The organism is Porphyrobacter sp. AAP60 (genome assembly GCF_001296025.1).
Taxonomy (GTDB): Bacteria; Pseudomonadota; Alphaproteobacteria; order Sphingomonadales; family Sphingomonadaceae; genus Erythrobacter.
The window spans coordinates 491482-513954 of sequence record NZ_LJHV01000002.1; the positions used below are offsets into that span (position 1 = coordinate 491482).

Below are 22473 nucleotides of genomic sequence, written 5' to 3' on the forward strand. Positions count from 1 at the left end.
TTTAGTCCTTGGTCTTGCCGTCGATGCGCCACGGGGGGAAGCGGCGGTTATCACCGCCCCAGAACAGGCAGATTTCATTGCCTGCCGGATCGCGCATCCGGGCTTCGCGCCATCCCCAGCTTTCATCGACGGGATCTTTAAGAAAATGCAGTCCCGCGCTCTTGAGGATTGCCACGGTCTGGTCAAGGTCTTCGATCTCGAAATAGACGACAGTGGTTGGCGCAGTGACCGCATCGGCGTGATGGATCGAGAAGGTTTCGCCGCCTGGCGTTTCAAACCGGGCATAACGCGGCGGGGCATCAACGATCTGGGTAAGGCCCAGTTTGGTATAAAACGCCACCGATGCAGCATAATCGGTGCAGCCGACGGTGACCTGATTGAGCCGCATCACCGTTGATGCACGGCGCGCACCAGCGGGCCGACCGCAGGCGATCCGCCGAGCCAGTCAGTCTGTACCCGCGCCGTGACTTCGTTGATCGGCACCTGCGGTTTGTTGCCGGGTGATACCGGCAGGCGCAGCGGGCGGGTGCCGGGGGGCAGGGCGATCAGGCCGGCAATGGCGTGAGCCACATCCATCGGATCATTGCTGCGGCCAGAGCCATCCTCCATCCCCATGCGCGCGACCTGCTGCGGATAGCCATCTGCATGAACCGCCTCGGCCCGTTCCTTCAGCGCTGTGGTGTAGGCATTGCGGTTGACCCATACCTTTGTGGGATAGCCGCCCGGTTCGATGATGCTGACGTCGATCTTGTGTGGCACCAGTTCATAGGCGAGCTGCTCGCTCATTGCTTCCAGCGCGAATTTGGTTGCGGAATAATGCCCCGAATAAGGTGAGATGACGCGGCCAAGCTGGCTTGAAATCTGGATAATTTGGCCCGCGCCCTTCTTTCGCATTCCCGGTAGCACCGCGCGGGCCATGCGGTGCGCACCAAACACATTGGTTTCGAATATCAGGCGGGTCGCCTCCATGTCCTGCACCTCGACCGGCGAGGTGATGCCGATGCCCGCATTGTTCACCAGCACGTCAATCGGGCCGCCATTGATCATCTCGGCCTCGGCAACCCCGTCGGCGACCTGTTTATCGGAGATGACATCGATTTCGATCACATGAAGGTTCAGCCGTTCGTTCAACGCAAGAATGCGCAATTGATCAGCCTCGGCACGGGGCAGGCCGCGCATGGTTGCAAACACTTTCGCCCCTTGCCGCGCCAGCAGTTCTGCCGTGAGCCTGCCAAAGCCGGAAGAGCAGCCGGTAACCAGCACGCTTTTGCCGGTGAAATCCCGATCAGCGGGCAGCGCTGTCTTGCTTCTCATGGCAGCCCGGGCCGGTGCGACGAACGTCGCAGCAGCAGCGCTTGCCAGCATGGCGCGGCGGTTGATGCGGGGCATGGGCGTATCCTTTGTGATCCTGCAGGGGTCACCCAAGGTTATTGTGTTCGCGCCAGAGTGCAAGTTCGCCAGGCGTTTTGATGCGCACCACCTTGTCCGCATAAGGCGCGATCTGCGCTTCGGTGCGCACCCGCGGGCCGGTGTTCCAGTTCATCACATACCAGATAAAGGCCGGGTCAAACCGTTCAGGGCAATTGTCAGGCATATCGGGCCGCGACCGGCCATGATGGCTGATGATCCGCCGCAACAAGCGCCGCAGACACAGGCTGATCGGGAAATCGAGGTAGATCACCTTATCCGCCCGTTCCAGACGCGGAGCGAGTGTGCTGCCGTAATTGCCTTCGATCAGCCATTCTTCGCCTGCAACGGCATCAGCAAGCCGGGAATGCAACTCGGCCTTGGGCGTTCCGATCCAGCCTTCTTGCCAGCCAAGCTGGTCCATGTGGATCAGCGGCAATCCCATGCGCGGCGCGAGATCGCGGGCGAGGGTGCTTTTGCCCGATCCGCACGGGCCGATGATCATCACACGGCGCATGGTCGGGCCTCAGAGGCATGACGGACTGTGAAAACGCAAATGCCCGCCGCGCACAGGGGCGGGGCGGGCATTGATCGTGATCCGAAAATGATCATCGAAGGTCGGTGGGCTGGCACTGCGGCAGCGTTAGCATCGCCGCGATGAAGGCATCAACCCTCCCAGCTGTCCTCCGAAATTCAGCCCTTCTTGGCAGAGCGACGGCGGGCGAACATGAAGGCCGCTGCGCCTGCGCCGAACAACACGAGGCTGGAGGGTTCGGGCACGGTAGTGCCGCCCGACGAACCACCGCTGGTGGATCCGCCGATGGGATCCGACGGGGGCTCCTTCATCGCCTGCGCGGGCGCAGCGAGAGCCACGCCAAGCAGCGAAAGGGCGAAAGCGCCTGAAACGGCGCTCTGAACCGTGCGATTAACCATGTTGAGCATTAGAAACAGTCCCCTATCAATCGAATCCGGCAGTTGTCAGGAAACTATCGGTAGATGGCAGGATTGTCTTGCGGCGCGTCGACCGTGTCCCGCTTTGGTTCAAGCTGTTGCGGGGGTCTTTAACCCTGCATGCGCAAGGCGACATCATTCATGAACCGGGCATCGTCTCTTGCAGCAAGCCATTCGGCCTCTGCCCCGATCGCGCCGAGCATCGCTGCGAGATCATCTTCCTCGGCCTTGGCGAAGTTGCCGAGGACATGGCCGGTCACCCGATCCTTGTGCCCCGGATGACCGATGCCAAGCCGGACCCGGCGAAACTCTGCCCCCAGATGCTGATCGATCGATCTCAGGCCATTATGTCCGGCATGGCCGCCGCCCTGCTTTACCTTGACCTTGAAGGGGGCAAGGTCGAGCTCGTCATGGAACACAGTCAGCGCATCGGTACCCAGCTTGTAGAAACGCAGGGCCTCGCCCACGGCGCGGCCGCTTTCGTTCATGAAAGTCGCAGGTTTCAGCAGCAGAACCTTGTGCTGTCCGATCCGGCCTTCTTGCGTCCACCCCTGAAACTTCTTCTGCACCGGGCCAAAGCCGTGCATGTCGGCCAGCACATCGACTGCCATGAAGCCGACATTGTGCCGGTGGAGCGCATAGCGCGGTCCGGGATTACCAAGGCCGACCCAGATTTGCATGACGAGTTCCTAGCGATGGCTGACACAAAACGAAACGCCGGACTTCTTGCGAAGCCCGGCGCTTTGTAGTGGTAGGCTGAAAGGAGGCCTTATTCGGCTTCGGCTTCTTCGCCAGCCGCAGCTTCCTCGCCGGCTTCCGTGCCGCTGCTCTTGAGCGCGGACGGAGCAACCAGCGTGGCGATGGTGAAGTCGCGATCAGTGATCGCGCTCTTCACGCCCTTTGGCAGAGTCACATCGCTGATGTGGATGGAATCGCCCACGTCCTTGCCGGTGACATCGACCTGGATTTCTTCAGGAATGCTGGCGTTGGGGCAGATCAGATCAAGTTCGTGACGGACGACGTTGAGTACGCCGCCTTTCTTGAGACCGGGCGAGGCATCTTCGTTGACGAACATCACCGGCACCTGCACCTGAACCAGGCTGTCGCCGGTCATGCGCAGGAAATCGACGTGCACCGGACGATCGGTCACGGGGTGGAACGCCACATCCTTGGGCAGCGTGCGAACGGTCTTGCCACCGATCTCGATATTGACGATCGAGTTCATGAAGTGACCGGTGTTCAAAAGCTTGACCAGTTCCTTCTGCTCGACGTGGATCATGGTGGGTTCTTCCTTGCCGCCATAAATGACAGCAGGTGTCCGACCTTCGCGGCGAATTGCACGGGAGGCTCCCTTGCCAGCCCGTTCGCGCGCTTCAGCCGGCAGGTTCAGAGCGTCGCTCATAATAGTGCCTTTCGAATGCGTGTTGAAATAAGACCATCGCGCGCACCGCCTCCAGGGATGACCGGAGCGCCGAAGCGCGGGCCCTTAGAGACAAGCGTGCCCAATAGCAACCGGTTTAGACCGGTCTAGGGTAGCCTTTGGACACGGTAGCCTTGGGCTTGAAGCATGCTTGCCAACCCATCGGCCCCCACCAGATGGGCCGTTCCGACAGCTATCAGAGGGCGCGGTGCAGCTTCGAGCATGGGCAGAATGGCGGTTGCCCAATCTCTGTTGCGCTTGGTCAACAACGCCTCGCGCAAGACAGGATCGGAAAGGATTCCGCTGCGGGTCGCTTCCTCGATCACGGCTGCATCGCCTGTAAGCCACGCCCGTTGGAGCCTTGCAGGATCATCGCGCCCGGCCTCAGCTTCGCGGATCACGGCGGCCAGCATTTTTCGCTGGCTGGCTTCCGAGAGATTGTCAAAAATCGCAAGCTGGGCCCGCGCACCTTCGAGCTCGCGCACCGGACGTTCGGCAAAGGCGCGGATCAGGGCGCGGTCGACGCCATTGGCCGGATCGCCAGTGGCATCGATCTGCGCGAGCATAATGGCAGCGGCCCATGTTTCAGTGCTGACAAAACGCTTCGGGTCGATCCCGCCGCGATCAAGCAGCGCCGCCAGTGATGCGGACATGTCAGCAGGGAGACGGCGTTCGAGCGGTGGCTGGGCCGGGCTGGTGCCAAGTTCGGCAAAGGTTGCTGCCGTTTTACCGCGATCTTCTAATGCTGCGATTTCGACCACCAGCACATCGGCGCTGCGGATGGCCTCGGCAATGGTATCGGTCTTCCAACTCACGCCATCGGGAAGGGCGTGGATGGTGCCAACCATCCAGCCTTCCACCGTCCCGTCGGCCGAGGCGATTTCGTAGAAGAGCGGATTGGCCGGGGGCCATTCCGCGCCTTTGTCCGCCCCATCGCTGCAAGCGGCAAGAGCAAAAATGATGACAGGGGCCAGCACCGCGACAGCGCGGCCGCGTATACTTGCGAACATGCCAGCCCCTGAAAATGCGGTCATACTTGCCTCGCCCGGATCACTTGACACGGGTTGTGGCAATACCCTTTTCGGCGAGGTAATCCTGCACGCTCTTGGCACCGGCAAGGTGGCCTGCACCAACCGCGATGAACACGGTGCCGGGTTCGGCCATGCGGGTATCGATCCACTCTGCCCAATTGGCGTTGCGGCTATAAAGCAGCGCCTCGGCCACAGCAGGATCGCTCATGCCTTCGTTCATGATCTCGGCAAGTGCATCGGCATCGCCCTTGGCCCATTCGGCTACCATCCGGTCGAGCATCGGCTTGACCTCGTCCATGCCCTCGGCTGCTTCCATCATGAAAGTAACCTGTGCATCCTGCGGCATGCCGTCAAAAATGCCGAGCTGGAACTCGGCTGTTTCCAGCGCGCCTTTGGGCATGTCGCCGACCTTGCCGAGAAGGACCTTTTCCACACCGCTTTCAGGGTTGTAGCCCTGCTGCATCAGCGGCAGCAGCGACAAAGTCAGGCCGGCCAGCCAAGGCTTGAACGGATCGAATGCCTCTGGCGGTGCGCCCAGTTTGGCCAGCGCCGCTTCGTAAGAGGATGTCTGCTCCGGCGTCAGCAGCGAACGCAGGGTGGTGCCCGGCGGCAGCATTCCCTTGGCCATGGTCAGCTGCTGCAGCGCAGCGTCGCTGGAAGCGTCCATCGGGATTTCGGTTACGATCATGTCCGATCCGGTCAGCGCGGTTGCGATTGTGTCGTCATACCATTCGATTCCCTGCGGCAGCACGTGCACCGTGCCGAACAGATAGATCGTGGTGTCTTCATCGGCGACCTTCCACAGCGCTGGGCCATTGGCGGCAGCCGGAACAGCAGCGGTTTCGGTTGCGGCGTGGTTGTCGGCCAGCGCGGGGCTTGCTGCAAACAGCGCAAAGGGGGCGGCAGTCAGGGTTAGCAGGGATGCAATCTTCATGGTTATTCTCCTTTTTGGGGGTAACGGTTGGCAAGGGCAGGCAGGCAAAAAAAGCGTTACAGGTAACGGCGGTTAAACCAGACGATCGACCACACGATACTGACCGCCAGCAAAACAAGCATCGGGTTCTGTGCAGGCAGCCATCCGGCGCGGGTTGCAATCCACCAAGCCGGGGTCACGAACATGTAGGCGTGGACGGCAGTCACAGCGCCTTCGCGGTAGGCACCGGCCTCGTGCTCGTCGACGCGCTTCAACCACAGCCAGGACAGCAGCGGACCCGCGATCAGCCACAGTGCAATCGCAATCGCGGCCAAGGCCGGGCGGATGGGCGCGTTCGAAAACAGGCTCGATCCGGCACCATCCGACATGCCAAGGATAATGCCCAGAGGAATGCTGAGACCTAAGACAGCGGCCAGCATCATCCGGGCGCTTTTCACCCGCGGCGCTTCCGGTTCGTCCGAACCGCGGGGCCAAAGCCGCCACAACCCGTAGGCGATGACGAGAGTAACCAACGCCATCACACCAAGGATGGCGGCATCGGTCAGGTCGGGCCCGCCATGTTCGATCATGACGCCGGAATAGCCCGCGATCACCCCGACCATGAAGACCAGCGCAATCCCGCCTCCGATACCAAGCGCGGCACGTTTGACAATGATGGCGCCATCGGAGGGCACTTTGGCGATCTCGGTGACATCATACTTCGTCATGGAAAATCTCCTCGATGCTCATGTCGAACAACCGCGCAATGCGGAAGGCGAGAGGGAGGGACGGGTCGTGCTTGCCGGTTTCGATGGCATTCACGGCCTGACGCGACACATCAAGATGCACCGCCAAGTCGGCCTGTGACCAATCGCGCTCGGCACGCAGGACTTTGAGGCGGTTTTTCATCGAGAATCCCGCCATCGCAGGAACTGGAAGATGAGCACGAAAAGCAGCATGTAGACGTGCCACGTAAAGGTCAGGATATCCCGACCGCTCCCGCCTTCGATCAAAGCAAGATAAAACGCATCCCATGCTTCGTAAGCGGGGGTACCTTTGGTCAATACGTCATATGCAAGCCAAGATGCGGCAACAAGCAAAACCGGGGCAATCGCAACACCATAGGCGAGCACCACGGTCGTCCGTTTCCATAGCGCAGCAGCATAGTCATCGCGCAGAAACCATGCGAGTAACAGGATCAGCGGTATCAACGTGGTCAGCGGATAGACAAACCCCCAATAGAGCATGCTCGCAACGCCCTCTGGCAATCCCCAACCGGGGGTTCCTGCAGCAAAATAGATTGCGAAATGCAGAAGCAGGCCAATTGACGCCACAAAGCTGGCATTCATCAGCCAGAAATAAGCGCGATACCGCACCGGGCCTTTGGCAGTCGCATGAGTTTCCATCATCTATCCCCAAGCAAACGCTTGATAAACAAGCCGATGTAAAAGGCCGCGATAGCAAACACTGGAATGATTGAGGCGGGTATATCCTGGCCGCTCTCAGACCCGGATACGCCGTCGTAGAACCCCTCGGCGGCCGGCAGGCCGGGAAAGGTTAGCAGCATTGTGCCGAAGGCCACGCTTGCACCCGCGTTCCACAGGCTCTGCGTGAATTCATCCGCGCGCCGTGTCCACAGCAGCACCACCGCGCTCAGGATTGCGGCCGCGATACCGGCCATGGCAACGCCGGTGGGTGCGGACAGAAGCGCTCCGCCGAGCGCGAGGAAAAGCCCGGCGAGGCCGACCCAGCTGGCAGTCATGAAGATATTGGCTCTGTTCATCGCGAGTCCCTCCAGCGCAGGAACTGAAAGACTATGACGAACATCATCATGTAGGCCATCCACGCCCCATAAATCGCCGTGCCCATGGTCAGGTTCAATTCCGGCAAGGCCAATACGAGAGGAGGCTTTGCGGGCTGACCCAGAGCGAAGAAAAGCGACCAGTACATCACCAGATAGACGAAAGGCAGCAGAGCCATGATGTAGGCAATCACCACGAAGGTGCGTTTCCAGAGCTGTTCCGTGTAGTCGTCCCGCATAAACCGAGCGCACACAAGGATCATGGGGACAACGAACAGCAGCAGCCCGATCACGGAATAAAGCAGCTCCTTGATGGGGCTGGGATAAATGTCGCCTTCAATGTTGAAGAGATACACAGCCAACGGCTCTGCTCCGCTATAGATCACCGCCGCAGAACTTGCATTCATCAACCAGAAGTAAGCGCGGTAGCGCATCTGCTTGGTCGATTTGTCGGTTGATCGGATCATTCAGGCGGTTCCATGCATCGAGTGAAATTGGGGCGGAGGGGCGGGCAATGCCCCTCCGCCGGGGACATCACGCGCCGGGAGTGGCGGCGGGCGATGCGGGGGTGTTGGCGGCAAGGCGCACGCGCTCAAGCCGGGCATTGACAACTGCCACACGGATCGCCGGGGCGGCCGCCGCCAGTGCGCTTACCTGACATTCACGCTCGAGCCGCAGCGATGCGCCATCGCGTCCGCCGTTGCGGCACATCTGCCGAACCTTGATGCGCACGCGCTCATCAAGGCGCGCGGCACCTTCGCCGGTGGCAAGATCAAGGTCGTCATAGGTAACCGAAGCCTCGAACGCCGTTGCATTGACGGGGCTGGCAAAAGCGGGAGTGCCGGCAGCGATGGCGATTGCGGCGGCGGCAAAGGACAAACGAAGGATCATGATAGTTCTCCTGGGGAGGAAAAGGTGTCGCTACAACCTTCCGAAATGTCAGGTTGTGCTGACTATATGTCGTGATTCGCTGACTATGTCAAGATGACCTGACTTTGTGTCACCTCTCCATGACCTACGATCCTTTGGTCGCGTCACTTGCTGGGCTGCGGCATTGACGCTTTCGGGGTGTTCGGCCATGGCGAGCGGCCATGAATGCCGCACCCCTCTTCACCCCCGCGCAGCGTGATCCAGCGCGCTCATTTCAGGACATGATCCTGACGCTGCATGACTTCTGGAGCCAGCATGGCTCTTGTGTCATCCTCCAGCCCTATGACATGCGGATGGGGGCAGGCACGTTCCACACGGCGACGACTTTAAGGGCTTTGGGCCCCGAACCTTGGAACGCAGCCTTTGTGCAGCCCTGCCGTCGCCCGACCGACGGGCGGTACGGCGAAAACCCCAACCGGCTGCAGCATTACTACCAGTATCAGGTGATCCTGAAGCCTTCCCCGCCCGACATACAGGAACTCTACCTCAAGAGCCTCGGCGCCATCGGCATTGATCCGTTGGCGCACGACATCCGTTTTGTCGAAGACGACTGGGAATCGCCCACGCTGGGCGCATGGGGGCTGGGCTGGGAGGTCTGGTGCGACGGGATGGAAGTGACCCAGTTCACCTACTTTCAGCAGATGGGCGGCTTCGATTGCAAGCCGGTTGCGGGCGAGTTGACTTACGGGCTGGAACGTCTCGCAATGTACATCCAGGGCGTCGACAACGTCTATGATCTGGCGTTCAATTCGTCGGGCGTTTCGTATGGCGAGGTGTTTCTGGAAAACGAACGCCAGATGTCCAAATGGAACTTCGAGGTTGCGGACACAGATGCGCTGTTCGACCTGTTCGCCAAGGCCGAGGCCGAGTGCCGTAACGCGCTGGCCGCAGGAGTGCCGATTGCCGCCTACGAACAGGCGGTCGAGGCGAGCCATGTGTTCAACCTGTTGCAGGCCCGCGGCGTGATCAGCGTGCAGGAACGGGCCAGCTACATGGGCCGCGTGCGCGATCTCGCGCGCTCGTCCTGCGAGGCTTACGCAACCAAGATGACGCCCGAATGGGAAGCGAAATATCCCGGATGGAGTCTCGTCTGATGGCTGACTTCCTGCTCGAATTGCGCTGTGAGGAAATCCCCGCCCGGATGCAGCCCAAAGCCAAGGAGGATCTGGCGCGCCTGTTTGGCGATGCGCTGGCCAAGGCCGGGTTGCAGGCTGCTTCGCTCGAAACTTTCGCCACGCCCCGCCGCTTGGCCTTGATCGCCAAGGATTTGCCGCTGGCAACATTGGCGGTGAGCGAGGAGACCAAGGGGCCAAAAGTCGGCGCGCCGCCGCAGGCACTCGAAGGCTTCCTGCGCAAGGTCGGCCTCTCTGCCGAACAGCTTGTCGAGCGTGACGGTGTCTATTTTGCCGTTGTCGAAAAGCCGGGAAGGGATACCGCAGAGGTGCTTGCCGAGGCTATCCCGGCTATCATCCGCGCCTTTCCATGGCCCAAATCGATGCGTTGGGGCGCAGGATCGATCACGACCGAGAGCCTTCGCTGGGTACGCCCGCTTTCGGGAATCATTGCGCTTCTCGATGGCGCAGTGGTGCCGTGCGAGGTTGACGGTATTGCGAGCGGTCGCTCAACCATGGGCCACCGCTTCCATCACTCCGGCCCGGTAGAGATCGCAGACGCAGGAACTTACATCGAAACCCTGCGCGCAGCCCATGTAATCGTCCATTTTTCCGAGCGTTGCCGGATCATCCGCGACGGCGCGGCCAAGGTCGCGGCCGAAGCAGGCCTGACACTGGTTGCCGACGAAGGGCTGGTGTTCGAGAACGCGGGTTTGACCGAATGGCCGGTGCCGCTGCTGGGGCGTTTCGACGAAACCTTCCTCGACGTGCCTCCCGAAGTGATCCAGCTCACCGCGCGGGTGAACCAGAAGTATTTCGTGTGCGAGGATGCGTCGGGCAAGCTCGCTAACGCCTTTGTCTGCACCGCCAATATCGACGCGATCGATCCCGCCGTGGTGGTCGACGGCAACCGCAAGGTTCTGGCCGCAAGGCTTTCCGACGCAAGGTTTTTCTGGGAGCAGGACCAGAAGACCTCGCTCGGCGAACACGCGAAGAAGCTGGAGCGGATTACCTTCCACGAGAAGCTCGGGACGGTCGCGGACAAGGTCGAGCGGGTAGCCAAACTGGCCGAATGGCTGGCGAGCGAAGGCATCGTGCCGAACTGCGACCCAGCGCTAGCGCGGCAGGCAGCAGAATTGTGCAAGGCCGATCTGGTCACCGAGATGGTCGGCGAGTTCCCGGAATTGCAGGGACTTATGGGCGGGTATTACGCCGCCAAGGAAGGTCTGCCACAGGAAGTTTCCGACGCGATTCGAGATCACTACAAGCCAGTCGGGCAGGGCGATGATGTGCCCCACGCGCCGGTGACGGTGGCGGTGAGTTTAGCGGACAAGCTGGATACGCTGACCCAGTTCTATAAAATTGGTCAAGTTCCAACCGGATCGAAGGATCCTTTCGCATTGCGGCGGGCGGCGCTTGCGATAATTCAGCTTCTCTCAGGTAACGGGCTTAGACTTCCTCTGCGTCAAACCATTGGTGTTGAGTTGATCGCACCTCTTTTCGCCAAGGTTCGAGTTTTCGGTGAAAACGAGCGGGTTGTTGCTCAATCGATGATTGCCAAATTTCGGGATTTCATGGTCGATCCCGCGAGCGCGGAACTTCAGATTCGAGACGCGGAATTTACCGAGCTATTGAAAGAGATGGTTCCTGAGGCGCGTCGGCGGAAGGCAGTTGTGGAAGAACTCCTCGACTTCTTTGCCGACCGCCTCAAGGTCCAGCAACGCGAAGCTGGTGTCCGACACGACTTGATCGATGCCGTGTTCGCGCTCGGCGGGGAGGATGATCTCGTCCGCTTGCTCGCCCGCGTCCATGCGTTGCAAGCCTTTGTTAGCACAGAGGACGGCACCAACCTCCTCGCTGGCTACAAGCGTGCGGCCAATATCCTCAAGAAGGAAGACTGGCGGGGGATCGAAGGTGAAATCGCTCTGACCGGCGAGGAAGATCCGCTGGCGATGGTGGACGATCCCGAGCTGGCCCCGGTGATTGCCGCCAAGATGGCCGATCGCCACGCGGCGGCCTCCACCCGATCCTATACCCCTGAACCGGCGGAACAGGCGCTGATAAGCGCGCTCGAAACAGCCGGTCCCGCCGTACGCAGCGCAATTGAGGACGAGGATTTCGATCATGCCATGCGCGTGCTGGCTTCGCTGCGCGAGCCCATCGACACGTTCTTTGAAAACGTCACCGTCAACGATGCTGACGCGAACAAGCGCGCTGCGCGGCTCGCACTTTTGGCCGCTTTCCGTGACGCGGTTCATCGGGTAGCCGATTTCAGCCGGATCGAGGGATGATCCTATTCACCGCCCCAACACCAATGCGGGAAATGCCATGACATTGAAGACGGTCTATGTTTTCGGAGGCAATGCCGACCACTCCGATCCGCGCCAGAAGGACAAGACCGTGTCTGGCGGCAAGGGCGCGAACCTTGCCGAGATGGCGAGCATCGGCCTGCCAGTGCCGCCAGGCTTCACAATCACCACTGAAGAATGCGTTCGTTATCTGACAGATGGGGCTGACTTTTCGGACGATTTGCGATCCGCAGTCGCCGCCGCGCTGACCCATGTGGAATCCACTGTCGGCAAGAATTTCGGCAATGCCGCTGATCCGCTACTGGTGTCGGTCCGTTCTGGCGCGCGGGTTTCGATGCCCGGCATGATGGACACCGTGCTCAATCTCGGGCTCAACGATGCAACGGTCGAGGGGCTCGCGCAATCATCTGGCGATGCGCGCTTTGCGTGGGATTCCTATCGCCGCTTCATTCAGATGTATTCCGACGTGGTGCTCGGGATCGATCACGGCCTGTTTGAAGAAGCGCTCGAAATCGTTAAGGAAGACAAGGGCTTCTATAACGATACCGAGATGACAGCTGAAGACTGGCGGGCGCTGGTCAGCGAATACAAAGGTATCGTTGAAGAGGAACTGAGCCGTCCGTTTCCTCAGGATGTCCATGAGCAGCTGTGGGGTGCGATACGCGCCGTCTTCGACAGTTGGGATTCCGATCGCGCCAAGGTTTACCGGCGGCTCAACAGCATTCCGGCTGACTGGGGCACTGCGGTCAACGTGCAGGCCATGGTGTTTGGCAACATGGGCGAAACCAGCGCGACCGGCGTCGCTTTCACCCGCGATCCGGCAACGGGCGAGCGGGCTTATTATGGCGAATACCTGATCAACGCACAGGGCGAGGATGTGGTGGCAGGTATCCGCACACCGCAATACCTCACCAAAGCTGCACGCGAGACCGCGGGGGCCAAGCCGCTGAGCATGGAAGAAGCGTTGCCCGATGCCTATGGCGAGCTGGCCCGCGTCTTCGATCTGCTCGAGTTGCATTACAAGGATATGCAGGACATCGAATTCACGGTGGAACGGGGCAAGCTGTGGATGCTTCAAACCCGTTCGGGCAAGCGCACGGCCAAAGCCGCGCTGAAAATGGCCGTGGACATGGTCGAAGAAGGCCTGATCGATACGCGCGAGGCTGTGCGGCGGGTTGATCCGATGGCGCTCGATCAGTTGCTTCACCCGACACTTGATCCCAAGGCCGAGCGCAACGTGCTGACCACCGGCTTGCCTGCTTCGCCGGGTGCGGCAGCAGGCAAGATTGTGCTTGATGCCGATACGGCCGAACAGTGGGCAGGACGCGGCGAAAAGGTCATTCTGGTACGGGTCGAAACATCGCCGGAAGATATTCACGGCATGCACGCGGCGCAGGGCATCCTGACAGCGCGCGGCGGCATGACGTCACATGCGGCAGTCGTGGCCCGCGGCATGGGCCGTCCTTGCGTATCGGGCGCCGGGGCAGTTTCGATCGACCGTGCCACCCGTACCCTTCGGATCGGCACAACCGAACTGAAGGAAGGCGACGCGATTACGCTGGATGGCGCAACCGGACAGGTGATGCTTGGCACCGTGCCCACGGTCGAACCGGAGTTGGCGGGCGATTTCGGCACGTTGATGGTTTGGGCTGACGAGCTTCGGCGCATGGGCGTGCGTACCAATGCCGAAACGCCCGAGGATTGCCGCATGGCGCGGCAGTTCGGCGCGGAAGGCATCGGGCTGTGTCGCACCGAACACATGTTCTTTGAAGCAAGCCGGATAAGTCTGGTGCGCCAGATGATCCTTGCCGATGACGAGACCGGCCGCCGCCGTGCCTTGGAGAAGCTCCTGCCCGAACAGCGTGCGGATTTCACTGCGATCTTCGAGGTGATGGCGGGTCTGCCTTGCACAATCCGCCTGCTTGATCCGCCGTTGCACGAATTCCTGCCCCACGCGGACGAGGACTTTGCGGAATTGGCCGATGCGACCGGCCTTGGGGTGGATCACCTCAAGCGGCGTGCAGCCGAATTGCATGAGTTCAATCCGATGCTGGGCCATCGGGGCTGCAGATTGGGGATCACCTATCCCGAAATCTACGAGATGCAGGCGCGCGCGATCTTCGAAGCCGTGTGCGCGGTCAAGGCATCGTCCGGAGAGGCGCCACTCCCCGAAATCATGATCCCGCTGGTCGCGACCAAGCGTGAACTGGCAATTTTGCGCACGCTGGTCGACAGGGTGGCGGAAGCAGTGTTTGCCGAGGCGGGCACGCGTGTCGAATACCTCGTCGGCACAATGATCGAACTGCCGCGTGCGGCACTGATGGCGGGTGAAATTGCCGAGGAGGGTGCGTTCTTCAGCTTCGGCACCAATGACCTTACGCAGACCACACTGGGCGTGTCACGAGACGACGCAGCACGGTTTCTTAGCGTGTATGTCGACAAGGGCATCTTCCCGCGCGATCCGTTTGTCAGCCTCGATATCGAAGGGGTTGGCCAACTGGTTGAAATCGCGGCGGAGCGGGGCAGGGCGATCCGGCCTGATATCAAGCTCGGCATTTGCGGTGAGCATGGCGGCGATCCGGCCAGCATCGCCTTCTGCGAGAAAGTCGGTCTCGATTACGTCAGCGCTTCGCCTTACCGCGTGCCGATAGCGCGGTTGGCTGCGGCTCAGGCCGCGTTGGCTAAGGCCTAGGTTCCGGAAAGGGATCGCCTCCCGGTTAGGGTGATGATCTCGAATGTCTCAGACACTTTCCCGTCGGCATCCGCGCGGGCGATGAATGCGGCCCGGGCGCGCGCCAAAGCGGCCTTTCCAAGCGGCGGTGCGGGCCGGGCAAGTGCATTGCCGAGCCCGGAGTCTCGCAAATCCTGGACCAGGCGGTCCAGTGCAGAATAGCGGACGGTAAGCGCGTAGGAATCCACGACAGGATCTTTCCAGCCGGCACGCTGGAGCAATTGCGGTGCCGCTCGCGGATCAACCATCGGATGAAACCGCGCCGCCGGACGATCAGGTTCGGCAGCCATTATTGCTCCACGCAGCGCCGACAGGCTTTGCCCCCCAAAGAAGCTGGCGATCACCAAACCGTTCGGCGTCAACGCCTTACGCAGCTGGATCAACGCTCCGGGCAGATCGTTGATCGCATCAAGCTGGCCGAGTACACCGATAAAATCATATGGGCCATCGCAAAGCGGCTCTGACGGATCAACTGTCGCGCTAATTGAAAGGCGGGCGTCACCGCACTCCAGCTGGTGTGCAAGCGGGGCAGGGCATGTACCGATCACTAGCGATGCCTTGGGGGAATGCCGCACAAAGCCCAACCGCTCGATCATATCATCTGCGATTGTATCAAGCAGAAATGTCGCCGCATCATGATGCGCCAACCTGCGCTGGCGGGAACGCAAGGCGCGCGCCACACGGCGTCGTTCGGAAAAAATCGTGGGAACCTGGGTGCTCGGCATGGCCAATGCCCTGCCGCGCTTGCCAGCGTAGCGCAAGCCATGCGAAACAAGGCCATGGCCGTGGTCGCACAATTTGCCAGAAGCATGAGACCAATCGTCGATCTGGTATATCCACCGCGATGCCCGGCATGCGGTGCCGGCATAGCGTCGCAAGATGGATTGTGCCTCGAATGCTGGAGCAACCTGGCGGTGCTTTCCGAGCCTTTGGCCGAAAATTCTGCAATGCCGGTCTATGCGGCCACGCTTTACAACGAAACCTCTCGCAGCTTGGTCCTCGCCTACAAGCATGGCGGCCGAATTGCGTTGTCGCGGCTGCTTGCACGGCTGATAGCAGCACGGATGCCTGAAGTGCCTGTGGGGGCGCAAATGCCCCTGCTCGTGCCTGTCCCGCTACACCGATGGCGCTTGTGGCAGCGCGGTTTCAATCAGGCGGGGCTGTTGGCGCGCGAACTGGGAAAGCTGGGGATGGGTGAAGTACTGATCGATGGTCTGGTGCGTCACCGCCGAACGCCCAATCTTGGCGGACTGGGACGTGACCGGCGTGAGCGGGCCTTGATGGGTGCCATCGCGATCAATCCCGCACGAATGACAACGATGTCCGGTCGCGACATTATCCTTGTTGATGATGTGCTGACCAGTGGAGCGACGAGCCGTGCCTGCTTCACCGCGATTCGTCGCGCACAGCCAACGAGTGTGGCGGTGGCGTGTTTTGCGCGTGTCGAGGACGAGAGGCTTGGCACGAAGACCCGGAAAACATAACGCCCAGGGCTTTTTGAGCCCTGGGCGCCACGTGACGAAACGGTGTGGATCCACCCTTACGGGCGAAGGCAGCCACCCCCTAACTTGGCTGCCGGGATCCTATCCCTTATCGTTCAATCGGTCGCGCTGGCACCCCGCTGCCAGCCTGCGGCCCGATCACCCCCTGAACTGGCACCAGGCGGTGCCGTTGTCCGGTGGAGAACCTCTTGCGAGGCCCCGCAACAGCTTCTTTCATGGTGAAGCCAAGGTCGGAAGACCGAACCTGTAGAATCAACATTTTTTGGTTGGGGCTGTTGTGATCATGCAACATCCATCGCATGGCTGCAGCATTTCTGGCATGATCAATGGCAATCATTCCAGTGCCCGCAATATCCTTCCACGGAGTACTTTGTGACCAATCAGCCCCTTTCGGTCGAGGACCGCGAGAAAGGCGCAATATTTGCGCCCAAGTTTGATCGTGACGGTTTGATCACCGCCGTAGTTGTCGATCAAACCAATGGTGAAGTGCTGGTGGTCGCCCACATGAACGGTGACGCGATCAATCGCACGCTAGAAAGTGGGAATGTCACCTTCTGGTCGCGTTCGCGGCAGTGCCTCTGGATGAAGGGTGAAACTTCAGGAAACGTTCTGAGGGTCGTTGAATTGCTGGTGGACTGTGACCAGGATGCCTTGGTGATACGCGCGCGACCTGCTGGCCCGATTTGCCACACGGGGGAGAGAAGCTGCTTTTACCGGAGGCTTGAATATGGCGGGGGCGGGATCTCTCTCGTTAAGGTCAAGACTTGACGCTCACGTAAAGGGAAGGTATTTGATGGGGCATGGCTACCGCATCAGCAAACTCGCCCGTCGCACCAGTGGCGACCGATGTACCCCACGAGCACCGCAGAAATGGCGCGCACCTCGACCGGCCAGACAAGCACGCGCGCGAACAGTTTACTATTTCCGATCTCACCTCGGAGTTTGGCTGCACTGCTCGCGCTCTCCGGTTCTATGAAGATGAAGGGCTGATCAACCCGGCGCGTGTTGGCCTGACCCGTGTCTATTCCAAGCGCGATCGTGCTCGCCTTGCCTGGATCATGCGCGCCAAAAACGTTGGCTTCAGCCTTACCGAAATTCGTGAAATGATCGATCTCTACGATCTTGATGACGGCCGTGTCGAACAGCGGCGGGTCACAATCGAAAAGTGCCGCGCTCATATTGCGAAGCTGCAGGAACAGCGTGCTGACATTGATTCCTCGATCAACGAGCTCACCGATTTTGTCGCCGAAATCGAGAAGCTCGATTTGCGCTGACGCGCTGAGACAAACCAATTTCATCAAAGGGATAAAGTGATGCCGACCTATACCGCGCCCACCCGCGATACGCGCTTCATCGTCAACGAACTTCTCGATCTTGCCAGCTATGGCAACCTGCCGGGGTTTGAAAACGCTACGCCCGATATGATCGACACCGTCATCAACGAAGCCGGCAAGTTTTGCGCCGAGGTGTTGGCGCCGGTTAACCAGGCAGGCGACGAACATGGCTGCACGCGCCACGAAGATGGCAGCGTAACCACACCTCCGGGCTTCAAGGAGGCATATCAGGCCTATGTCGAAAGCGGATGGGGCACGCTGGCCCAGCCCGAAGAGTTTGGCGGACAAGGCCTGCCGCACGTGCTCGGCTTTGTGCTGGAAGAATACAGCGGCACCGCCAATCAGGCTTTCGCGATGTACCCCGGCCTTACTGCCGGCGCGATTTCGGCGATTATTGCCAAGGGTTCTGACGAGCAGAAGGCCGCATTTCTACCAAAAATGATCTCGGGTGAATGGTCGGGTACCATGAACCTGACCGAACCGCATTGCGGCACCGATCTTGGCATGATCCGGACAAAAGCCGTGCCGAACGGCGATGGTTCCTATGCGATCACCGGCACCAAGATATTCATTTCGGCCGGAGAGCACGATCTCACCAGTAACATCATCCATCTGGTCCTCGCAAAGACCCCGGGTGCGCCTGACAGTACCAAGGGCATTTCTTTGTTCATCGTGCCCAAGTTCGTCCTCGACGAGAATGGCGAGCCTGCACAGCGCAATGGCGTTACCTGCGGTTCCATCGAAAAGAAGATGGGCATTCACGGCAACGCCACCTGCCTGCTTAACTATGACGGTGCGACCGGCTATATGGTCGGCGAGGAAAACAAGGGCCTTGCCGCGATGTTCATCATGATGAACGCAGCGCGTCTAGGTGTTGGCATCCAGGGCTATGCCCAGGCCGAAGTCGCTTATCAGAATGCGGTCACCTATGCGCTAGATCGTCGTCAGGGCCGCGCGCTGACCGGCCCGGCGGAGCCTGAGGCCAAAGCCGATCCGATCTTCGTGCACCCCGATGTCCGTCGGATGTTGATGGATGCCAAGGTTTTCACTGAAAGTATGCGGGCACTTTGCCTTTGGGGCGCGCTGCAGGTCGATCTCACTCATAAGGCCCAGACCGCAGAAGAGCGGGAGCAGGCCGATTTGCTGATCGGTCTCATGACCCCCGTGATCAAAGGCTATGGCACCGACAAAGGCTACGACATCGCCAACAATATGCAGCAGGTCTATGGCGGCCACGGTTATGTTCGTGAGTGGGGCATGGAGCAGTTTGTGCGCGATAGCCGCATTGCCATGATCTACGAAGGCGCCAATGGCGTGCAAGCGATGGACCTGTGCGGGCGCAAGCTTGCTGCCAATGGCGGCAAGGCGATTCAGGCGTTCTTCGCGATGATCGACGAGGAAATCGCCGCAGCCAAGCAGGTTGCCGAGTTGAAGCCCGTCGCCGAACGGTTGGAAAAGGCGCTCGGCGAACAGAAGGCGGCTACCATGTGGTTCATGCAGAACGCGATGGCTAACCCCAACCACCTCGGTGCAGGCGCGCATCACTATATGCACATCATGGGCGTGGTAACGCTCGGCTTTTTCTGGCTCAGGATGGCCAAGGTTGCGCTGACCAAGCTGGCGGACGAGCCCGAGGATAAGGCGTTTTACGAGGCCAAGCTGGTATCGGCCAACTATTACGCCGAACGTTTCCTGCCCGATGCCGGGGCACTGCGCCGCAAGCTTGAGGCGGGCAGCGAATATATGATGAAACTGCCGGCTGAAGCCTTCGCCACGGCGGCTTGATATCATAGGCGTTCACACGGAATCTTAGGGCGCCGGATCGTTATCCGGCGCCCTTGATTGCCTGCTTTTTGGCAGGCCCTGCTATTCCGACATTCCCATGAATCGCTGGGTTCCTGCCTTCACCTTTGGCGCAGCGGCCATGGCGAGGCGATCCGACAGGCTCATGGGTTGCGCCCTGGCCGGGCGCGGGCGTTCCGATGCTTCTCTCTTCGGTGCAATTACGGCAGGCGGTTCCATGGTTGCTGGCTCTGGGGCTGGCGCTGGCGGCGGAGATATGGGTTCAGGCTCAGGTCGGGGCGCGGGCTGTGCAGTCACAAGTCCTTCCGTTGTCACTGGCTGAGCGACAGGCGCTTCTTCTTGCGCGGAGGCCCCAAGGATCTTCGCTGCCACTTCGTCAACCGAACCAACTACCAGCAGCGGCTGTCCACCGACAATACCGACGGTGGTCTGCCCATTCTCTGCGGTGCGCAGCCATGCCACGTTTTCGGCCACCACAAGGTAATTGCCGCCGCGTGATTCGAGCAGGATGAACTTCATGGGCAACGCTTCCCGAGCAACTTTGCGATAATTTCGCAGATTTGCTCAGGCAATAGCGCGCCCGGGTTAAAGAACAGCCTACTCTACCGGCAAGAAATCGGGGACCGACAAATATCGCTCACCTGTGTCGTAGTTGAACCCCATCACGCGCGCGCCTTCGGGAAGCTCGGGCAGCTTTTTGGCAATCGCGGCGAGCGTTGCGCCTGACGAGATACCGATCAACATCCCTTCTTCGCGCGCAGCGCGGCGAGCCATATCCTTGGCGGTTTCAGCATCAACCGTTATCGCACCGTCAATTGCTGCGGTGTGCAGATTGCCGGGAATGAAGCCTGCGCCAATGCCCTGTATCGGGTGCGGGCCGGGCTGGCCGCCATTGATAACGGGTGAAGCTTCTGGTTCGACGCCGTAAGCTTTGAAGGCGGGCCAGTGCTTCTTCAATTCTTCTGCGCAGCCGGTCAGGTGTCCGCCTGTGCCGACCCCGGTGATCATCACGTCGATGGGCTTGTCGGCGAAATCGGCGAGGATCTCTTGCGCAGTTGTGCGCGCGTGAATGGCAGGGTTGGCGGCATTGTCGAACTGGCTCGGCATCCATGCGCCCGGGGTCATCGTAACCAGTTCCTGTGCGCGTTCGATCGCACCTTTCATACCGCGTTCGCGCGGGGTCAGATCGAAGCTCGCACCATAGGCGAGCATCAGCCGGCGCCGTTCGATCGACATCGACTCCGGCATGACCAGCACCAGCTTGTAACCCTTGACCGCGGCCACCATCGCAAGGCCGATACCGGTATTGCCACTGGTCGGTTCAACGATCGTGCCGCCGGGCTTGAGCAATCCACGCTCCTCGGCGTCCTCCACCATAGCAAGGGCGATCCGGTCCTTGATCGAGCCGCCGGGATTGGAGCGTTCCGACTTCACCCATACTTCGTGATCGGGGAACATCCGCGACAGGCGGATATGCGGGGTCGCACCGATGGTGGCGAGGATGTTGTCAGCCTTCATGTCGATACCTCTCGTTTGAGTGCTTGCGGCTCGAAGCTTTTTGCGCGGCGCAGTTCGGGAAAATACCACGCCCAGATCAATGTCACGAATATCGCACCCGCGCCGCCGAATACAACCGCTCCGGTTGCGCCGAGAACCGCAGCGGCGAGGCCCGATTGCATTTCGCCCAGTTCGTTGGACGCAGAAATGGCGAGGCCCGAGATGGCCGACACTCGACCGCGCTTGTCATCGGGCGTGAACAACTGGACGAGCGAGGAGCGGATAAACACCGAGATCATGTCGATCCCGCCCATCACAGCCAGAATCGCCAGCGACAGAAGAAAATTGCGCGAAAAGGCAAAGGCGATTGTCGCTGCACCAAACGCCGCGACGGCCCACAGCATCTTCATCCCCACCTCGTTCTCGAGCGGGCGGAACGATAGCCAAAGCGCAACGCTGGCCGCGCCAAGGGCAGGGGCCGCGCGCATCAGGCCCAGCACCTCCGGCCCCACGAAGAGGATGTCGCGCGCAAACACCGGCAGCAGCGCTGTTGCTCCAGCCAGCAGCACAGCAAACAAATCGAGCGTGATGCATCCCAGCAAAAACCGTTCGCGCCAGACATAGATCAGGCCCTCGATGATCTGCTTGAATGGTTTCAAAGGCGGGCCTTCGTGCTTGGCCTTGATCGGGCGGACGGTCAGGATCATCACCATCGCTGCCATTAACAGCCCCGCCGACATTGCATGCGGCACCCATGCCGACTTGGCAAAGATCAGGCCGCCAACCGCGGGCCCGGCGACGGTGGCTGATTGCCAGGCGATGGATGACAGCGCAATTGCCCGCGGAAGCAGTGCCGGCGGCACTATGTTGGGGGCAATCGCACTCATCGAAGGGCCCACGAATACGCGCGCCGCGCCATGGGCGGCGGCAAGTGCAAACAGGATCGGAATGTTCAGCGCATCCTGCCAGGTCATCACCGCCAGCAGCACCGCCACGCAGCCGTCGATCCCGTTGGCAAAGGCCGCGACATGGCGACGGTCGAATCGGTCAGCCGCCAACCCGGCGATCGGAGTCAGCAAGAACAGCGGAATGAATTGCACCAGTCCCAGCAAGCCCAGTTGGAACGAAGCCTGCGCCACGCTCATCCCGTAATCGTCGCGGGCCACTTCGTAGAGCTGATAGCCGAGCAGAACCACCATCGACATGGTGGCGAACACCGCCATGAAGCGGGCGAGCCAGTAGCGTCGGTAATCGCCGATTTGTAAGGGGGAGGTCGGTTCCATCACGCCAGCGCCATGGCAGGCCGAGCGATGGCTGCCAAGCAGATCAAACTTGCAAGTGACGAGGTTTGACTATCTGCGCTGTCAGCGTTGTTTACGTAAACGCGGATTGGGTTGCAGCTGATCGATGATCATACCAAAATCGTCGAGCCGGATGATCCGTTCAAACTGGAAACCTGCGCGATTATCCCGAGTCCAGATCACATAAGCCTCTATCCGGCCCACAACCGGAAGGCGGATAATGATCCGGTCACCGCGGCTCAGTTGGTTGGCATTGTCGACCATGAAGCCGTGGGCCGAGAGGTTTGAAACATGCAGGTGAAGATCGCCGTGCACGAAATGCTCGACGATGGCCGGAAAATCGACCGGGTGGCGCGCTGCGCGGCGCAAATCGGTAACACTGAGATTAGCTCCACCGGCCACGTATCGCGATCCTTCCCTCAGCAACATTC

Annotated in this window: 26 protein-coding genes; 7 read left to right on the top strand and 19 right to left on the bottom strand. The window is 60.3% G+C overall.

Annotation, left to right across the window (positions count from 1 at the left end; translation table 11 throughout):
* Position 1 precedes the first annotated feature (1 nt).
* The 14 genes from IP79_RS02885 to IP79_RS02950 form a co-directional block, all read right to left on the bottom strand.
* Positions 2 to 388: a VOC family protein gene (locus IP79_RS02885; protein ID WP_054118002.1), complete on the bottom strand. Its 387-nt coding sequence runs from the start codon at positions 386 to 388 to the stop codon at positions 2 to 4.
* Positions 388 to 1389, bottom strand: a complete 1002-nt coding sequence (locus IP79_RS02890) for an SDR family oxidoreductase (protein WP_054117717.1) — start codon at positions 1387 to 1389, stop codon at positions 388 to 390. The genes IP79_RS02885 and IP79_RS02890 overlap by 1 nt, the downstream gene beginning before the upstream one ends.
* Before the next feature lie 28 nt (positions 1390 to 1417).
* The gene (locus IP79_RS02895) at positions 1418 to 1924 is read right to left on the bottom strand and encodes an AAA family ATPase (protein ID WP_054117718.1); all 507 of its coding nucleotides are present in this window, start codon (positions 1922 to 1924) and stop codon (positions 1418 to 1420) included.
* A gap of 176 nt (positions 1925 to 2100) precedes the next feature.
* Entirely contained in the window at positions 2101 to 2349 is a 249-nt protein-coding gene (locus IP79_RS02900; protein ID WP_054117719.1) for a PEP-CTERM sorting domain-containing protein, read from the bottom strand.
* Positions 2350 to 2468: 119 nt separating this feature from the next.
* Positions 2469 to 3038: an aminoacyl-tRNA hydrolase gene (pth, locus tag IP79_RS02905; protein ID WP_054117720.1), complete on the bottom strand. Its 570-nt coding sequence runs from the start codon at positions 3036 to 3038 to the stop codon at positions 2469 to 2471.
* 89 nt (positions 3039 to 3127) lie between these two features.
* Positions 3128 to 3760, bottom strand: a complete 633-nt coding sequence (locus IP79_RS02910) for a 50S ribosomal protein L25/general stress protein Ctc (RefSeq protein ID WP_054117721.1) — start codon at positions 3758 to 3760, stop codon at positions 3128 to 3130.
* Between the two features lie 125 nt (positions 3761 to 3885).
* Positions 3886 to 4788, bottom strand: coding sequence for a TraB/GumN family protein (locus IP79_RS02915; protein ID WP_054117722.1), 903 nt, complete (start codon positions 4786 to 4788; stop codon positions 3886 to 3888).
* Positions 4789 to 4828: 40 nt separating this feature from the next.
* Positions 4829 to 5743 carry a TraB/GumN family protein gene (locus tag IP79_RS02920; RefSeq protein WP_054117723.1) on the bottom strand — a complete coding sequence of 305 codons (915 nt, stop codon included), beginning with the start codon at positions 5741 to 5743 and terminating at the stop codon, positions 4829 to 4831.
* A 56-nt stretch (positions 5744 to 5799) separates the two neighbouring features.
* The gene (locus IP79_RS02925) at positions 5800 to 6450 is read right to left on the bottom strand and encodes a hypothetical protein (RefSeq protein WP_054117724.1); all 651 of its coding nucleotides are present in this window, start codon (positions 6448 to 6450) and stop codon (positions 5800 to 5802) included.
* Entirely contained in the window at positions 6437 to 6631 is a 195-nt protein-coding gene (locus tag IP79_RS02930) for a helix-turn-helix transcriptional regulator (RefSeq protein ID WP_054117725.1), read from the bottom strand. Before IP79_RS02930 ends, IP79_RS02925 begins: the two co-directional genes overlap by 14 nt.
* Positions 6628 to 7131: a hypothetical protein gene (locus IP79_RS02935; RefSeq protein ID WP_156318047.1), complete on the bottom strand. Its 504-nt coding sequence runs from the start codon at positions 7129 to 7131 to the stop codon at positions 6628 to 6630. The genes IP79_RS02930 and IP79_RS02935 overlap by 4 nt, the downstream gene beginning before the upstream one ends.
* Positions 7128 to 7505 carry a hypothetical protein gene (locus IP79_RS02940; protein WP_054117727.1) on the bottom strand — a complete coding sequence of 126 codons (378 nt, stop codon included), beginning with the start codon at positions 7503 to 7505 and terminating at the stop codon, positions 7128 to 7130. Before IP79_RS02940 ends, IP79_RS02935 begins: the two co-directional genes overlap by 4 nt.
* Positions 7502 to 7990: a hypothetical protein gene (locus IP79_RS02945; RefSeq protein WP_054117728.1), complete on the bottom strand. Its 489-nt coding sequence runs from the start codon at positions 7988 to 7990 to the stop codon at positions 7502 to 7504. The genes IP79_RS02940 and IP79_RS02945 overlap by 4 nt, the downstream gene beginning before the upstream one ends.
* Before the next feature lie 67 nt (positions 7991 to 8057).
* Entirely contained in the window at positions 8058 to 8414 is a 357-nt protein-coding gene (locus IP79_RS02950; protein WP_054117729.1) for a UrcA family protein, read from the bottom strand.
* 200 nt (positions 8415 to 8614) lie between these two features.
* Between IP79_RS02950 and IP79_RS02955 the strand changes: the two genes are divergently transcribed.
* The 3 genes from IP79_RS02955 to ppdK are packed head-to-tail and all read left to right on the top strand — an operon-like array spanning position 8615 to position 14566.
* Positions 8615 to 9547, top strand: coding sequence for a glycine--tRNA ligase subunit alpha (locus IP79_RS02955; protein WP_054117730.1), 933 nt, complete (start codon positions 8615 to 8617; stop codon positions 9545 to 9547).
* Entirely contained in the window at positions 9547 to 11856 is a 2310-nt protein-coding gene (glyS, locus tag IP79_RS02960) for a glycine--tRNA ligase subunit beta (RefSeq protein WP_054117731.1), read from the top strand. The genes IP79_RS02955 and glyS overlap by 1 nt, the downstream gene beginning before the upstream one ends.
* 37 nt (positions 11857 to 11893) lie before the next feature.
* On the top strand, positions 11894 to 14566 hold the full coding sequence (ppdK, locus tag IP79_RS02965; protein ID WP_054117732.1) for a pyruvate, phosphate dikinase: 2673 nt from the start codon (positions 11894 to 11896) through the stop codon (positions 14564 to 14566).
* Here the strand turns inward: ppdK and IP79_RS02970 are convergent.
* Positions 14563 to 15330 carry a hypothetical protein gene (locus tag IP79_RS02970; protein WP_054117733.1) on the bottom strand — a complete coding sequence of 256 codons (768 nt, stop codon included), beginning with the start codon at positions 15328 to 15330 and terminating at the stop codon, positions 14563 to 14565. The genes ppdK and IP79_RS02970 overlap by 4 nt on opposite strands.
* A 54-nt stretch (positions 15331 to 15384) precedes the next feature.
* Between IP79_RS02970 and IP79_RS02975 the strand changes: the two genes are divergently transcribed.
* From IP79_RS02975 to IP79_RS02990, 4 genes are all read left to right on the top strand, one after another.
* Positions 15385 to 16089, top strand: coding sequence for a ComF family protein (locus IP79_RS02975; protein WP_054118003.1), 705 nt, complete (start codon positions 15385 to 15387; stop codon positions 16087 to 16089).
* A gap of 390 nt (positions 16090 to 16479) precedes the next feature.
* Positions 16480 to 16875 (top strand): phosphoribosyl-AMP cyclohydrolase, encoded by a 396-nt coding sequence (hisI, locus tag IP79_RS02980; protein WP_054117734.1) that lies wholly within the window; start codon positions 16480 to 16482, stop codon positions 16873 to 16875.
* A 32-nt stretch (positions 16876 to 16907) separates the two neighbouring features.
* A complete protein-coding gene (locus IP79_RS02985; RefSeq protein ID WP_082336973.1) occupies positions 16908 to 17381 on the top strand; it encodes a MerR family transcriptional regulator in 474 nt (157 codons plus the stop codon).
* 39 nt (positions 17382 to 17420) lie between these two features.
* Positions 17421 to 19226, top strand: coding sequence for an acyl-CoA dehydrogenase C-terminal domain-containing protein (locus IP79_RS02990; RefSeq protein WP_054117736.1), 1806 nt, complete (start codon positions 17421 to 17423; stop codon positions 19224 to 19226).
* An 81-nt stretch (positions 19227 to 19307) separates the two neighbouring features.
* On the opposite strand, the gene IP79_RS02995 is transcribed toward IP79_RS02990, so the two are convergent.
* From IP79_RS02995 to IP79_RS03010, 4 genes are all read right to left on the bottom strand, one after another.
* Positions 19308 to 19763, bottom strand: a complete 456-nt coding sequence (locus IP79_RS02995) for a hypothetical protein (RefSeq protein ID WP_054117737.1) — start codon at positions 19761 to 19763, stop codon at positions 19308 to 19310.
* A gap of 78 nt (positions 19764 to 19841) precedes the next feature.
* Positions 19842 to 20762, bottom strand: coding sequence for a cysteine synthase A (gene cysK / locus IP79_RS03000; RefSeq protein WP_054117738.1), 921 nt, complete (start codon positions 20760 to 20762; stop codon positions 19842 to 19844).
* Positions 20759 to 22024 (bottom strand): MFS transporter, encoded by a 1266-nt coding sequence (locus tag IP79_RS03005; RefSeq protein WP_054117739.1) that lies wholly within the window; start codon positions 22022 to 22024, stop codon positions 20759 to 20761. The genes cysK and IP79_RS03005 overlap by 4 nt, the downstream gene beginning before the upstream one ends.
* An 81-nt stretch (positions 22025 to 22105) precedes the next feature.
* A complete protein-coding gene (locus tag IP79_RS03010; RefSeq protein WP_197273715.1) occupies positions 22106 to 22444 on the bottom strand; it encodes a PilZ domain-containing protein in 339 nt (112 codons plus the stop codon).
* Between the last annotated feature and the right edge of the window lie 29 nt (positions 22445 to 22473).